General features: G+C 69.3%; 11 protein-coding genes and 1 pseudogene. 7 read left to right on the top strand and 5 right to left on the bottom strand.

Going from position 1 to position 14,951, the window contains the following annotated elements; all coding sequences use genetic code 11:
- Positions 1-253 precede the first annotated feature (253 nt).
- Positions 254-541 carry a hypothetical protein gene (locus CRT23_RS10365; protein ID WP_103709613.1) on the bottom strand — a complete coding sequence of 96 codons (288 nt, stop codon included), beginning with the start codon at positions 539-541 and terminating at the stop codon, positions 254-256.
- A gap of 181 nt (positions 542-722) precedes the next feature.
- On the opposite strand from CRT23_RS10365, the gene ada reads away from it, so the two are divergent.
- The 7 genes and pseudogenes from ada (at position 723) to CRT23_RS10330 (ending at position 10,495) form a co-directional block, all read left to right on the top strand.
- Positions 723-1,817 carry a bifunctional DNA-binding transcriptional regulator/O6-methylguanine-DNA methyltransferase Ada gene (gene ada / locus CRT23_RS10360; protein ID WP_103709612.1) on the top strand — a complete coding sequence of 365 codons (1,095 nt, stop codon included), beginning with the start codon at positions 723-725 and terminating at the stop codon, positions 1,815-1,817.
- Between the two features lie 217 nt (positions 1,818-2,034).
- Positions 2,035-4,389: pseudogene (locus tag CRT23_RS10355) on the top strand (TonB-dependent receptor).
- Between the two features lie 388 nt (positions 4,390-4,777).
- Positions 4,778-6,325: an ABC transporter substrate-binding protein gene (locus CRT23_RS10350; RefSeq protein ID WP_103709628.1), complete on the top strand. Its 1,548-nt coding sequence runs from the start codon at positions 4,778-4,780 to the stop codon at positions 6,323-6,325.
- A 204-nt stretch (positions 6,326-6,529) separates the two neighbouring features.
- Positions 6,530-7,483 (top strand): ABC transporter permease, encoded by a 954-nt coding sequence (locus tag CRT23_RS10345; RefSeq protein ID WP_103709611.1) that lies wholly within the window; start codon positions 6,530-6,532, stop codon positions 7,481-7,483.
- Positions 7,483-8,412 (top strand): ABC transporter permease, encoded by a 930-nt coding sequence (locus tag CRT23_RS10340; protein WP_055949698.1) that lies wholly within the window; start codon positions 7,483-7,485, stop codon positions 8,410-8,412. Before CRT23_RS10345 ends, CRT23_RS10340 begins: the two co-directional genes overlap by 1 nt.
- Positions 8,409-9,470 carry an ABC transporter ATP-binding protein gene (locus tag CRT23_RS10335; RefSeq protein WP_103709610.1) on the top strand — a complete coding sequence of 354 codons (1,062 nt, stop codon included), beginning with the start codon at positions 8,409-8,411 and terminating at the stop codon, positions 9,468-9,470. Before CRT23_RS10340 ends, CRT23_RS10335 begins: the two co-directional genes overlap by 4 nt.
- Positions 9,467-10,495, top strand: a complete 1,029-nt coding sequence (locus tag CRT23_RS10330) for an ABC transporter ATP-binding protein (RefSeq protein ID WP_103709609.1) — start codon at positions 9,467-9,469, stop codon at positions 10,493-10,495. The genes CRT23_RS10335 and CRT23_RS10330 overlap by 4 nt, the downstream gene beginning before the upstream one ends.
- A gap of 142 nt (positions 10,496-10,637) precedes the next feature.
- Here CRT23_RS10330 and CRT23_RS10325 read toward each other — a convergent pair whose 3' ends face one another.
- From CRT23_RS10325 to CRT23_RS10310, 4 genes are all read right to left on the bottom strand, one after another.
- Positions 10,638-11,528, bottom strand: a complete 891-nt coding sequence (locus CRT23_RS10325; protein ID WP_103709608.1) for an ABC transporter permease — start codon at positions 11,526-11,528, stop codon at positions 10,638-10,640.
- Between the two features lie 2 nt (positions 11,529-11,530).
- A complete protein-coding gene (locus CRT23_RS10320; RefSeq protein ID WP_103709607.1) occupies positions 11,531-12,481 on the bottom strand; it encodes an ABC transporter permease in 951 nt (316 codons plus the stop codon).
- Between the two features lie 70 nt (positions 12,482-12,551).
- On the bottom strand, positions 12,552-13,826 hold the full coding sequence (locus tag CRT23_RS10315) for an extracellular solute-binding protein (RefSeq protein ID WP_103709606.1): 1,275 nt from the start codon (positions 13,824-13,826) through the stop codon (positions 12,552-12,554).
- Between the two features lie 51 nt (positions 13,827-13,877).
- Positions 13,878-14,873: an ABC transporter ATP-binding protein gene (locus CRT23_RS10310; protein ID WP_103709605.1), complete on the bottom strand. Its 996-nt coding sequence runs from the start codon at positions 14,871-14,873 to the stop codon at positions 13,878-13,880.
- Positions 14,874-14,951 lie beyond the last annotated feature (78 nt).

Raw genomic sequence — 14,951 nt, 5'->3', positions numbered from 1 at the left:
TCCTGGGCGCGCTCGCCGGCTTCCTCGGCGGCCGCCTCGGCGCCCCCAAGCGCCTCACCCTCGCCGACGGCACCGACGCCCGCCGCGTCTGAAGCGAACGGGGCTGACCCTGGAGGTCAGCCCCGCACGCCTCCCATCGGGCGACCCCGTCAGGCTTGCACCGAGGCACGGAGTCTCCGACCGCCGACGCGAACCGCCAGCGCCCTCGGGTCTGTGCGACAAGCAGGCCGAACGCCGACACGTCCTTGCTGACCTACAAGCCGCCGGCGCCGCCTGCGCCGCCACCGGCACTGCCCGTGCCGTTCGCCCGCGAAGGCTGACCGGCGTTCCCGCCCGCAGCGGAGTTCGACGTGGTGGTATCGGCCCCGGTCGCACCGCGCGACAGGGTCCGCCCGCGACGGCCGCCCGTGGTATTCTGACTGCTGGACATCGCGATGCCGCGCTTCTTGTGCCGTGCCCGCGCGTCGGCGGTCGTGCCCATCTGCACCAGCACGAGTGATGACAGGGCCAGGGCGCAGGTCGAGAGCGTGAGCGTTTTCATGGTCACTCCTGTTGCTGACTGCGATAACTCAGGATCACCGTCCGGTTTCCCTGCGGGCGCGTCGCGGCCTGGATTGGACAGCAAGGATCGGGATGCGGCAGCGGTCATTTCAAGCCAGGACAGGCCGAGGCGCGGCCGTGACAGGCGGCGACCGGCCCTGGACGACGGAGGACATTTCCCCATGCAGCGCGCGGACCCCCAACGGGCCTGGGACGACCCGAGAGCCTCCGGTGACGAGGAGGCGCAGCGCTGGGCCGCGGTGACCGCCCGGGACGCTCGGGCCGACGGCGCCTTCGTCTACGCCGTTCGCACCACCGGGGTGTATTGCCGCCCCAGTTGTCCCTCCCGGGCGGCCAACCCGAAGAACGTCAGCTTCCACGCCACCTGCGACGCGGCCGAGGCTGCAGGCTTCCGCCCGTGCCGGCGCTGTCGGCCGAACGACGTGGCCGCGGCCGAACGGCACGCCGCGGTGATCGTCCGGGCGTGCCGCCGCATCGACGCGGCCGAGACCATGCCGACCCTCGAGGATCTCGCGGCGACGGCGGGTCTGAGCACCTTCCACTTCCACCGCGTCTTCCGGCGGATCACCGGCATCACGCCGAAGGCCTACGCGGCAGCCAAGCTGGCCGAGCGAATCGCGCAGCGCCTGCCCCAGGCCCGGACGGTGACCGAAGCGGCCTTCGCAGCCGGCTTCAACGCCTCGAGCCGCTTCTACGCCCAGGGGCCGGCTCGGCTCGGGATGAGCCCATCGGCCTATCGCGCGGGCGGCACCGGTACGGCGATCCGCTTCGCGGTGGCCGCGTCCTCCCTCGGCGCGCTGCTCGTCGCGGCGACCACCCGGGGCCTCTGCGCCATCCTCCTGGGCGACGATCCCGACGCCCTGGTCCGCGATCTCCAGGACCGCTTCCCCAGGGCCGACCTGGCGCCCGGGGACCCCGCCTTCGACGCGTGGGTGGCGGCGGTCGTCGGCCTCGTCGAGACGCCGGGCCGCGGACTCGACTTGCCCCTCGACATCGGCGGCACCGTCTTCCAACAGCGGGTCTGGGCCGCCCTGCGAGCCGTCCCCATCGGCACCACGACGACCTATGGCGCGATCGCCCGGGCCATCGGCGCCCCGACGTCCATGCGGGCCGTGGCCCAGGCCTGCGGCGCCAATCGGCTGGCGGTCGCCATCCCGTGCCACCGGGTGGTCCGCTCGGACGGGTCGCTTTCCGGTTATCGATGGGGTGTCGAACGCAAGCGCCTGCTCCTCGACCGCGAGGCCAACGCGCGATGAGGGCCGCGCAGCGCCCCCGACCGTCCGACGTGGTATGCGCGCCACAGGTCACGACCACAGGATGTCCGACCCGTCGCGTACCCCCGTGTCACAGGGTACACGTCATGCCGGTACGTTCGGACACACGACACCCCTGATGGGACGTGCCGGATCGCATCCGTCCGGACCGGCCCCCCATGCGGCGTGATCCGCCTCCACTCCCGTGGTCGAAACCGGCATGGCCGCTGCTCCCCGCTCTCGCCGTTCCCAGGCCGTCGCGTCCCGAAGTACGGGCTCTCGGACCGGAGCCGTCCGGTTCGCCTGCTTCGTCGTCCTCCTCGCCGCGACCGACGCGCGGGCCGAGGACGCGGCGGGGATCGTCCTGGAGGAACTCTCGGTCTCGGCCGAGGGCCGCCCGGCACCGGCCGCGGTGCCCTTCGGCGTCTCGGCACCTCCCGGTTCGAGACCGAGCCTGATCGAGCAGCCCCTGGGCGCCACCGCGGCGCGCGTCGGACGCACCGACACGATCGAGAACCGGCCAGCCACCAGCATCGGATCGGTTCTGCTGGACAGTCCCGGCGTCACCGTGCGCCAGGGCAATGGCGGGCGCGACGTGGTGATCTCCATCCGGGGCAACAATGCCCGATCCACCGGCGTCATCCGAAACATGGTCGTGCTGGAGGACGGCTTCCTCCTGACCCAGCCGGACGGCGCCTCGCGCTTCGACCTCGTCGATCCCCGCGCCTACAGCCGCATCGACGTGTTCCGTGGCCCGCAATCGGCGCTGTTCGGCAACTACGCCACCGGCGGCGCACTCGCGTTCCGCACCCGGACGGGCCGCGAGATCGGCGGCTTCGAGATCGGCACCGATGCGGGCAGCTTCGGCTACCTCAGCAATTCTTTCACGGTCGGCGGCGTCAGCGGCCCCGTCGAGATCAGCCTTTTCGCCAGCGACGTCCGCGCCGGCGGCTACCAGGATCACAGCGCCTACGACACGCAGACGATCAACCTGCTGGCGAGCTACACCCCGACACCCGACAACCGCTTCACCCTGAAGCTGATCAACAATCAGCTGCAGGCGGACCTGCCGGCGCGCGCCTCCCTCGAGCAGTACCGGATCAACCCCGATCAGCGCGGCTGTACCCGGGCGGCGACGGCCGCGCCCGGCTGTACCCTGACGACCCTGTTCGCCAACGGCGCGTTCGGCCGGACGGTGGGCGTCACCGCGGCCGAGGGCGGGTTCGGACGCGACGACCGGCGCACCGTCGTGGCCCTGCGCTGGGAGCACGATCTCGACGCGCAGACGACCTGGCGCACCCAGCTCGGCTTCGACGAGCGCAACTTCGACCAGCCGTTCTACACCTCGGCGTTCCGCGGCAGCTACCCGTCCCTGACCTTCCTCACCGACCTCACCCGACGCTACGACCTGTTGGGCCTGCCGGCCGTGGGCTACGTGGCCTTCACCTCCGAGATCCTCGACAACCACGTGACGACGTTCAACTGGACGCCGGGGGCGGGGCGACCGGCCCTGGGCGCCCTGATCGGAGATCTGCGCGGCGACCAGACCAATCTCGGCGGGCGCGCCCGTACGGAGGTGGCACTCTCCGAGCACTGGACCGGGCTCCTCGGGATCAGCGCGACGAACACCACCATCACCGGCCGCAACATCGCCTACGGCTATTCCGATGCCGGACGGACCGTGTCGGTGGTCGATGCCGCGCGCAGCTTCCTCAACGTGGCGCCGGAACTCGCGCTGGTCTATCGGCCCCAGGACGCCTGGAGCTTCCGAGGCCGCGTCGCCACCGGCTACGCCACGCCGACGGGCAGCAACCTGTTCGTCACCAGCGCGGGATTACCGGGCAACAACACGCAGCTCCAGGCGCAGGAAAACCTCGGCTTCGACCTCGGCGTCGACTGGACGCCGGTGGAATCACTGCGGATCAGCCTGACGGGCTTCTACGAGTTCTTCCGCAACGAACTCCTGTCGCAATCACCGGGCGGGGGCCGCCTGAGCTACTTCGTCAATGCCCCGGCCTCGGAGCACCGCGGCGTCGAACTCGGCGCCGAATGGGCCTTCGCGCGGGGCTGGCGCGGAACGCTGGCCTACAGCTTCGACGACCAGATCTACACCCGGTTCACCGAGCAGCTGAGTGCCGGGGCCTTCAGCGTGCGCTTCGACCGGGCGGGCCAGTCCATTCCCGGCGTCCCCGCGCATCAACTCCTGGCGCGGGTCGGCTACGACCAGGTCGGCGGCCCCCTCAACGGGCTCGGCGCCTTCCTGGAGACCGTGGTCCAGGACGGCGTCCTCATCGACAACGGCAACCGCCTGCGGACACCCGGCTACGTCGTCCTCAATGCGAATATCCACTAAGCCACCGAACTGTCCGCCGGCTACGCCAAGCGCCTCAGCCTGTACCTGGAGGTCCGCAATCTGCTGGATACCACCTACATCGCCTCGGCCCTGAACCTGACGAGCACCCTCAGCCGGACCACCGGCCTGGAGAACGGCGCCGCCACCCTGGCGGGGACGGCCGGATCGATCCTCGCGGGAGCGCCACGCAACGTCGTCGGAGGGCTCAAGCTCTCGTTTTAACGATCGGCGCTCTGGTGGGCTGCGGGTCCGGAAGGCATTCCCGACGGATTGCCCACAAATTAGGCACGCAGCGTAGACCGGTCGAACGGCGTCAAGATTTCCGCATGTCTTCGAGGCAGCGACTGGCCGTGTGCGCGTCTGCCGGGACAGCATCGACGCTTTCCGCGCCAGTGCGGCCCACCACCCGGATCATGGGCGCTCAGAACTGATCGGGGCGCGGGTTTGTTCCGGGCGCCCGACAGCAGCGCAGCGGTTTGGCCGATGGATTGCATTCACGGTCTCGTCATACCGTCTGCAGCCCCAGGAAACCCGTCCGCGCATGTTTGCTTCCGTCTCCCGTTGGTCGAAGTCCCGTCTTCTGGCCGCCACCCTGCTGTCCGGGGCCCTGATGCCCACGGCCCTCGCGCAGGGCGTCCTCAAGATCGGCATGACGGCCTCCGACATCCCGCTCACCACGGGCCAAGCCGACAATGGCGGCGAGGGCATGCGGTTCACGGGCTACACGGTCTATGACGGGCTCATCAACTGGGACCTCTCCTCCGCCACCAAGCCCTCCGTGCTGGTGCCGGGCCTCGCCACGAGCTGGGCCGTCGATCCGGCCGACAACACCAAGTGGACCTTCAAGCTGCGCGAGGGCGTGACCTTCCATGACGGCTCGCCCTTCACCGCCGAGTCGGTGGTGTGGAACCTCGACAAGCTCCTGAAGACCGACGCGCCGCAATTCGACCCGCGGCAGTCGGCCCAGGGACGCTCGCGCATCCCGGCGGTGGCCAGCTACCGCGCCATCGACCCGACCACCCTCGAGGTCGTCACCAAGAACCCCGACGCGACGCTGCCCTACCAGATCGCCTGGATCATGATCTCGTCGCCGGCCCAGTGGGAGAAGGTCGGCAATAGCTGGGACGCCTTCGCCAAGAATCCGGCCGGCACCGGCCCGTGGAAGCTCACCCTGTTCGCCCCGCGCGAGCGCGCCGAGATGGTTCCGAACAAGGAGTACTGGGACAAGGCCCGGGTGCCGAAGCTCGACAAGCTCGTGCTCGTGCCGCTGCCCGAGGCCAATGCCCGCGTGGCCGCTCTGCGCTCGGGCCAGGTCGACTGGATCGAGGCGCCCCCGCCGGATGCCGTCGCGTCCCTGAAGGCCGCCGGTTTCGGCATCGTCACCAACGCCTACCCGCACAACTGGACCTGGCACCTGTCCCGCGTCGAGGGCTCGCCCTGGAACGACATCCGCGTGCGCAAGGCGGCCAATCTCGCGGTGGACCGCGAGGGCATGAAGGAGTTGCTCAACGGTCTGATGATTCCGGCCCAGGGCTTCATGCCGCCGGGCTCGGCCTGGTTCGGCCACCCCACCTTCAAGCCGACCTACGATCCGGAGGCCGCCAAGAAGCTCCTGGCCGAGGCCGGCTACGGTCCGAACAAGCCCATCGTCACCAAGATCCTGATCGCGCCGTCGGGCTCGGGCCAGATGCAGCCCCTGCCGATGAACGAATTCATCCAGCAGAACCTCGCGGATGTCGGCATCAAGGTCGAGTTCGAGGTGGTCGAGTGGAACACGCTCATCAACCTGTGGCGCGCGGGCGCCAAGTCCGACATGTCGCGCAAGGCGACGGGGATGAACTTCTCCTACTTCATCCAGGACCCCTTCACGGGCTTCATCCGCCACCTCCAGTGCAACCTCGCGGCACCCAACGGCACCAACTGGGGCCATTACTGCGACCCCGAGATGGACAAGCTCTTCGATCAGGTCCGCACCACCTTCGACCCGGCCGAGCAGACCAAGGTCCTAGAGAAGGTGCACGAGAAGTACGTCAACGACGCCCTGTTCCTGATGGTGGCCCACGACACCAACCCGCGCGCCTTGAGCCCCAAGGTGAAGGGCTTCGTGCAGGCGCAGAACTGGTTCCAGGACTTCTCGCCGATCTCGATGGGCAAGTGATCGGATGACCAGGAGAGTCACGCGGCAGACCCCGCCCAATGCTGCGGGGGAGGGTGCCTGCGGAGCCGGCGGGAGAGGCGATCGCGACCGGCCCCGGTTCGGTGGTGCTCCCCTCTCGCGGGACGTCGTCCGGGCGCGACCCGCGCTCCTGCGAGGCCGATCCTTCGCCGTAGGGCGGGAAGGGACGATCCGAAAGTCGGTGCCATGCTGAAGTTCATCCTCCAGCGCCTGCTGACCGTGACCCCGGTGGCGCTCGGCGTGAGCGTCGTCTGCTTCATGCTGGTCCACCTTGCCCCCGGCGACCCCTTGAGCGCGGTGCTCCCGGTGGACGCGACGCAGGAGACCATCGACGCCATGCGGGCGGCCTATGGCTACGACAAGCCGCTGCCCGTCCAATACGTGATCTGGCTCTGGCACGTGATCCAAGGCGATCTCGGGACCTCCATCGCCACTGGCCGCCCCGTGGTGCAGGAGGTCGGTCGGGCGGTGGTGAACAGCCTGATCCTCGCCTTCGTGGCGACGCTGATCGGCTTCACGTTCGGCTGCCTGTTCGGCTTCGTAGCCGGCTACTTCCGCAACTCGATCCTGGACCGGCTCGCCTCGGCGGTCTCGGTCTTCGGGGTGAGCGTGCCACATTACTGGCTCGGCATGGTGCTGGTCATCGTGTTCTCGGCCCAGCTCGGCTGGCTGCCGCCCACCGGGGCGGGGCCCGACGGCTCGGGCAACTGGCGGCCCGACTTCGACCACCTGCGCTACATCATCCTGCCGGCGCTCACGATGTCGGTGATCCCCATGGGGGTCATCGCCCGCACCATCCGGGCGCTGGTGGGCGACATCCTCGCGCAGGACTTCGTCGGAGCGCTGCGGGCCAAGGGCATGAGCGAGTTCGGCGTATTCAAGCACGTCGTCAAGAACGCAGCCCCGACGGCACTGGCCATCATGGGCCTGCAGCTCGGCTACCTGCTCGGCGGCTCGATCCTGATCGAGACGGTGTTCGCCTGGCCCGGCACCGGCTTCCTCCTCAACGCCGCGATCTTCCAGCGCGACCTGCCCCTGCTGCAGGGCTCGATCCTCGTCCTGGCGATGTTCTTCGTCGCCCTCAACCTCATCGTCGACGTCGTGCAGACGGCGCTCGACCCGCGCATCGAGAGGGGCTGATGGCACTCGCGACCCAGTCCGCCGCGCCGATCCTCGACATTGCCGGGGGCGCTGCCCCCGCGCCGGCGGCGCCCGACGCCTTCGTGCCCTCGCGGGGGTTCTGGGGTCAGGTCGGCCACAAGCTCCTGCGCGATCCGGTGGCGATGGCCGCCGCCTGCATCATCCTCGCCATCGTGGCGGTGGCGCTGCTCTCGCCCTGGATCACCCCGATGGACCCCTATCGCGGCTCGATGCTGCGACGCCTGAAGCCCATCGGCGATGCGACCTACATCCTGGGCTCGGACGAGCTCGGCCGCGATATGCTGAGCCGCCTGATGCTGGGCGGACGCCTGTCCCTCTTCATCGGCGTCACCCCCGTCATCCTCGCCTTCGTGATCGGGTCCGGCATCGGCATCCTGGCCGGCTATGTCGGGGGCTGGGTCAACACCGTGCTGATGCGCACGGTGGACGTCTTCTTCGCATTCCCCTCGGTGCTGCTCGCCATCGCGCTCTCGGGCGCCCTCGGCGCGGGCATCTTCAACTCCATCGTCTCCCTCACCTGCGTGTTCGTGCCCCAGATCGCCCGCGTGGCCGAGAGCGTGACCACCCAGATCCGCGCCCGTGACTACGTCGACGCCGCGCGCCTCTCGGGTGCCTCGACCCTGACGATCCTGCGGGTGCAGGTGCTCGGCAACGTGCTCGGGCCGATCTTCGTCTACGCCACCAGCCTCATCAGCGTGTCGATGATCCTGGCCTCGGGCCTGTCCTTCCTCGGCCTCGGCGTGAAGCCGCCGGAGCCCGAATGGGGCCTGATGCTGAACACCCTGCGCACGGCGATCTACGTGAACCCGATGGTCGCGGCCCTGCCGGGGCTCGCCATCTTCATCGTCTCGATCTCGTTCAACCTGTTCTCCGACGGCCTGCGGTCCGCCATGGAGGTGAAGGCATGAGTACGCCCATCGGCCTCGCCACCGTGCCGCTCGCCCGCGATCGGGGTGGCCCGGCCCAGCCCCTCCTCACCGTCGAGCGCCTCGTGAAGCACTTCCCCGTCAAGAAGGGCTTGGGCGGCGCACGCGCCGTGGTGCGGGCGGTGGACGGTGTCGACTTCGAGATCCTGAAGGGGGAGACCCTCGGCGTGGTCGGTGAGTCGGGTTGCGGCAAGTCCACCACCGCCCGGCTCATCATGGGCCTGATCCGCCACGATTCCGGCGACCTGCTGTTCGACGGCGAGCGCATCGGCAGCCGGGCATTGCCCCTGCGGGACTTCCGGGCCCAGGCCCAGATGGTGTTCCAGGACAGCTACTCCTCCCTCAACCCGCGCATGACTATCGAGGGCTCCATCGCCTTCGGGCCGCAGGTGCACGGGGTGCCCAAGCGGCAGGCCATCGAGCGCGCCCGGAGCCTGCTCGCCCGGGTGGGGCTGGAGCCGGCACGCTTCGCCGCGCGCTACCCGCACGAGCTCTCCGGCGGCCAGCGCCAGCGGGTGAACATCGCCCGGGCGCTCGCGCTCGAACCCCGCCTCGTGGTGCTCGACGAGGCGGTCTCGGCCCTCGACAAGTCGGTGGAGGCGCAGGTGCTGAACCTGCTCATGGATCTCAAGCAGGAGTTCAACCTCACCTACCTGTTCATCAGCCACGACCTCAACGTGGTGCGCTTCATGTGCGACCGCGTGGCGGTGATGTATCTCGGCCAGGTGGTGGAGATCGGTCCCGCCGACACCGTGCTGGCCGCCCCGGCCCATCCCTACACGACCGCGCTGCTGTCCTCGATGCCCTCGATGGACCCGGATGCGCGGACCGAGGTCGCGCCCCTCGCGGGCGACCCGCCGAACCCCATCAACCCGCCGGCCGGCTGTCGCTTCCATCCCCGCTGTACCCTCGTCGAAGAGGTCTGCCGCGGCACGGTCCCGCCCCTCGAGGCCCTCGATGCACGCCACCGGGTCGCCTGCCTCGCCCGCCAGCCCGGCTCGGGCCATTCCCTCGCGCCCAGCCTGACGGTGGCCGCATGAGCGCACCCGCATCCGAGCCGGCGGTCGCCATCCGCGGCCTGACGGTGGTCTTCGGCGGCGTGGTCGAGGCCGTCGACGGGGTGGACCTCACCCTGGAGCGCGGCCAGGCCGTGGCGCTGATCGGCGAGTCCGGCTCCGGCAAGAGCGTCACCTTGCGGGCGATCATGCGCCTGAACCCGGAGCGCCGGACGCGGATCGGCGGCACGATCCGGGTCGGGGGCACGGACGTGATGGCGATGTCGCCCAAAGCCCTGCGGGCCCTGCGCGGCCGGGCGGTGGCGATGATCTTCCAGGAGCCGCTGCTGGCCCTCGATCCCGTCTACACGGTGGGCCGGCAGATCACCGAGGCGATCCGCCAGCATGAGCGGATCAGTTCCGGGGCGGCCCGCCAGCGCGCCCTGGCCTTGTTCGAGCGGGTCCGCATCCCGAGTCCCGAGCGGCGCCTCGATGCCTATCCGCACGAGATGTCGGGGGGCATGCGCCAGCGCGCGATGATCGCCCTGGCGCTCGCCTGCCGGCCGCAGGTCCTGCTCGCCGACGAGCCGACCACGGCGCTCGACGCCACCGTGCAGATCCAGATCCTGCTGCTCCTGCGCGAGTTGCAGGCGGAACTCGGCCTCTCCACCATCTTCGTCACCCACGACCTCGGCGCCGCCGTGGAGGTCGCCGACCGGATCGCGGTGATGTATGCCGGCCGCATCGTCGAGGAGGGCTCCGCCCGCGACGTGGTGCTGAACCCGCACCACCCCTACACGATCGGCCTCCTGCGCAGCCGCGCCGACGGCGCCCTCGCCAAGGGCACGCGCCTGAAGACCATTCCCGGCAGCCCGCCCGACCTCGCCAACCGCCCGCCGGGCTGCCCCTTCGCACCGCGCTGCTTCCTCGCCGAGGAACGCTGCCGGGTCGAGGCGCCGCCCGCCGTGGCGGTGCAGCCCGGCCATCGGGCCGCCTGCTGGCGGACTGAGGCGGCCCACGCGGCCTTCCAGGGGGACCGGGCGCCGGTGCTGGCGGACGCGGCGGTGTGAGGACGCAATCCCTCCCTTTGCTAACGGGGAGGGAGCTTGCGGAGTGAGGCGACGACCTCTCCGGACATGGCGCGCCTCCCATCCGACCCGCAGGCGCGGGCCGCCGTCTCCCGCGAAAGGGCGAGGAACGCGACGACGCGGTTCAGCCCAATCGCAGCCCCGCCTTCGCCTTTCGCCTTTGCAGGTACAGGCTCGTCCCCAACGCCAGCCCGATCACCGCCAGCGACATGCCGGTGGTGAGGGTGCCCAGCGCGTAGATCTCCGGCGTCGTGACGGTGGTGGTCAGGCCCTGCAGCTCCAGCGGCAGGGTGTTGCGGCCGCCGATGGCCTGGCTGGTGCGGGCGAGTTCGTCGAAGGACAGGGTGAAGCCGAAGAGGGCAACGCCGACCAGGGAGGGGCCGAGGATCGGCACCACCACGTGACGCAGCGTCTGGGATCCGGTGGCGCCGAGGTCGCGCGCCGCCTCCTCGTAGGCCGGGTCGAACCGGTTGAAGACCGCGAACATGATCAGGAGGCCGAAGGGCAGGGTCCAGGTCAGGTGGGCACCCAGCGCCGAGGTGTAGAGCCCCATCAGGGTGCCGTGCTCCTGCAGCCAGCCCCATCCGGTTTCGACCGCGGCCCATTTCACCGCCTCGTCGAGGAGGCGGAATTCCAGCCCGATGCCGAGCGAGACCACGATCGAGGGAACGATCAGGCTCGCGACCGCGACCGTGAACAGCGCACGCTCGCCGCGGAAACGCTTGCGGAAGGCGAGGCCCGCGAAGAACGCGATGACGACGGTGAGCAGCATCACCACGAGGCCGAGGCGCAGGGAGCGCCAGAGCGCGCCCCAGATGTCGACGATCCCGAGGCCGGCCCAGAGCTTGCCGAACCAGTGCGTCGAGACCCCGTTCATCGGGAAGGTGAGGCCGCCCTGAGGACCCTGGAAGCTGAGGACGAGGATCGTCAGCGTCGGCCCGTACAGGAAAGCGACGAAGAGGGCGAAGAACGCCGCCAGGGCGTAGAACGCCGGGGAGCGGGGACGGTCGCTCACGTCTAGAGCTCCTTGCGCAGGTCGATGAGCCGGGTCATGGCCACGATCATCAGCATCACGGCGCCCAGCAGAACCACCGCGTTGGCCGCGGCCGCCGGCAGCTGCAGGGCCGACATCTGGACCTGGATGACCTTGCCGACCGAGGCGATCTGCTGGCCGCCCATGACGCCGACGGTGACGAAGTCGCCCATCACCAGGGTCACCACGAAGATCGATCCGATGGCGATGCCCGGCTTGGCCAGCGGCACCACCACGTTCCAGAGGGTCTGCCAGCCGGTGGCGCCGGAATCATAGGCCGCCTCGATCAGCGACCGGTCGATGCGCGCCATGCTGTTGAAGATCGGCACGATCATGAAGACCGTGTTGAGGTGCACGAAGGCGAGCACCACCGAGAAGTCGGAGTAGAGCAGGCCCTCGATCGGCGACTTGATCAGTCCCATCCCCATCAGCGTGTCGTTGACGAGGCCGTTGCGGCCGAGCAGCGGGATCCAGGAAATCATTCGGATCACGTTGGAGGTCCAGAACGGGATCGTGCAGACGAGGAACAACGCCATCTGCAGTGTGCGCGAGCGGACGTGGAAGGCGACGAAATACGCGACCGTGAAGCCGATCAGGAGGGTGCAGCCCCAGGTCAATGCGCAGAACTTGAGAGTCGAGAGATAGGTCCGGACAGTCGTGCAGGCATCCGACGTGTTGAGGCACCCCTCGAAGACGTCGACGTAGTTCTGCACCGTGAAGGCGGGGATGATTTCGTACTCGTTGTACTCCCAGAAGCTGACGATCAGGGTGAGCGCGAGGGGCACCACGAAGAACGCGAGGAAGACGAGCGCCATCGGCGCGGCCTGGAGATAGGCCAGCGCGCGGTGACGGCGGGTTTTCGTCGTGAGGCTGGCGGCGGGGGCCTTGGCGAGCGCCGCCTCCGTCACGGCGGCCGGCAGGGCGATGTCGGTCATGGCTCAACCCCTCGTGACAGGCGAAACCCTTCCCCCCGCTGCCGGGGAGAAGGTCGCATCGTCGCCCCGCTCAGGCGGCAATGAACTCGTTCCACTTGCGGACCATGTAGGTGTTCTCGTCCATCACGGCGTTCCAGCAGGCGACGCTGCCCATGCGGGTCTCAAAGGAGCCGCCGTCGCGGGTGGCGCCGGCCTTCTCCAGCACGCTGCCGTCCGGCCCCTTGATGTCCTTCTCGGCGGGCTTGCCCTCCATCCAGTAGGCCCACTCGTAGGGCTCCATATGGGCCTTGGCCGTCTCCAGCACGGCCGAGTAGTAACCCTGCCGGTTGAGGTAGGCGCCGGCCCAGCCGGAGAGGAACCAGTTGATGAAGTCGTAGGCCGCGTCGAGCTTGCGGCCCGTCAGGGTCTTGGGCAGGCCGAAGCCGGTGGCCCAGGCGCGGTAGCCCTCTTTGAGGGGCTGGTAGGTGCAGGCCACGCCCTGGCTGCGGACCTTGGTGACGGCGGGCGACCACATCGACTGGATCACGGTCTCGCCCGACGCCATCAGGTTCACGGATTCGTTGAAGTCCTGCCAGAAGGCGCGGAACTGGCCGGCACGCTTGGCCTCGATCAGCAGCTTGATGGTGCGATCGATCTCGGCCTTCGTCATGTTGCCCTTGTCGGGATAGGTGTAGTCGCCCGTGGCCTCGATCACCATGGCGGCATCCATGATGCCGATGGAGGGGATGTTGAGGATCGAGGCCTTTCCCTTGAATTCGGGATTCAGGAGTTCCTTCCAGCTGGAGATCGGGCGCTTGATCAGGTCCGGGCGGATGCCGAGCGTATCGGCGTTGTAGGTGGTCGGGATCAGGGTGATCCACTCGGTGGCCGAGCCTGCGAAGGTCTTCGCGTTTTGCCCCTCGAGATAGAAGACCTTCTTGGGCGCAGTCCCCTGGTCGCCGATCTTCTTGCCCCCGACCTCACCCTTGGTGAAGACCGGGGTGATGTTATCGGCCTGCTTGATCCGACGGGCATCCATGCCCTGGATGTTGCCCGACGGGATGAGCTTCTTCAGGCTGAAGAACTCGGTGTCGAGGAGATCGAAGGAATTCGGCTGCGTCACCACGCGCTTCGTCACCTCGTCGGTGACGACGGGGATGTACTCGATGGTGATCCCGAGATCCTCCTTCACCTTGCGGGCGATGTCGCCGGACTGGTTCACGGCGGTGCCGAGGTAGCGCAGGGTCACGGGCTCGGCGGCGATCACGTTGGGAAAGCCGGTGATCGGGCCGGCGCCGAGCGCCAGTCCGGTGGCACCCGCGCCCTGGAGCAGGGTGCGGCGGCTCAGCTTGATCGTGGTCGTCATGCAGGGTCCTCTGAGGAAACGAAGGCGGGTCACGCGCTCGGGCGCGGGGGCTCAGGCGCGGGGGCTCAGGCGATGGGCGGCGTCGGCGTCCCAGCCGAGGGGCACGGTCTGGCCCAGGGCGAGGGGATCACCGGCATAGGCGCGGTCGTCGATCACCGCCGTGAGGGCGGTGGCGGTCCCACCCGGCCCCTCCGCCTCGAACCCCACGTGCACGCTGGTGCCCTGGTACTCGACCGAGACGACGCGGGCCGGCACCGCCCCCGGGCCGGCCTGAGCGCCGAGGCGCATCCGGTCGGCGCGCACCGCCACCTCGGTCGCGTCGGGCAGGCGGATGATGTTGTGACCGCCGATGAAGCGGGCGACGAAGGCGGTGGCCGGGCGTTCGAACACGGTGCGGGGGTCGGCCGCCTGCTCGATGCGTCCGCCATTCATCACCACCACGAGGTCGGAGAGCGCCATCGCCTCCTCCTGGCTATGGGTGACGTGGATGAAGGTGATGCCGAGTTCGGCCTGGAGCCGCTTCAACTCGGTCCGCATCCGCACCCGCAGGAACGGATCGAGGGCCGAGAGCGGCTCGTCGAGGAGCAGCACCTTGGGTCCGGTGACCAGCGCGCGGGCGAGCGCCACGCGCTGCTGCTGGCCACCGGAGAGTTGCGCCGGCAAGCGTTCCGCCAGATGGGCCATCTGCACGAGGTCGAGCATTGCCAGCGCCTTGGCGCGGCGCTCGGCCTTCGCGAGGCCCCGCATCTTCAGGCTGAAGGCGACGTTGTCGCGGCAGTTCAGGTGGGGAAACAGGGCGTAGCTCTGGAACATCATCGCCGTGCCGCGCTCGGCCGGCGTGGCATCCCCCACGGAGCGCGGACCGATGACCACGTCGCCGCCGGAGACCGTTTCGTGGCCGCCGATCATCCGCAGGGTCGTGGTCTTCCCGCAGCCCGAGGGGCCGAGCAGGCAGCAATAGGCACCCGAGCGAACCTTCAGGTCGATGCCGTCCACGGCGGTCGTGTGGCCGTAGCGCTTGGTCAGGCGGATCAGCTCGATGTCCATGCGGTTTCTCCCCACCCGATCCCCAGCAAGGGATGGGCCAGACGGTCCCCGTTTCGCGCCCGAAAACGCCCCCCGATC

Source organism: Methylobacterium sp. V23, assembly GCF_002917135.1.
Lineage (GTDB): Bacteria > Pseudomonadota > Alphaproteobacteria > Rhizobiales > Beijerinckiaceae > Methylobacterium.
This window is presented reverse-complemented; position numbering and strand designations above follow the sequence as displayed.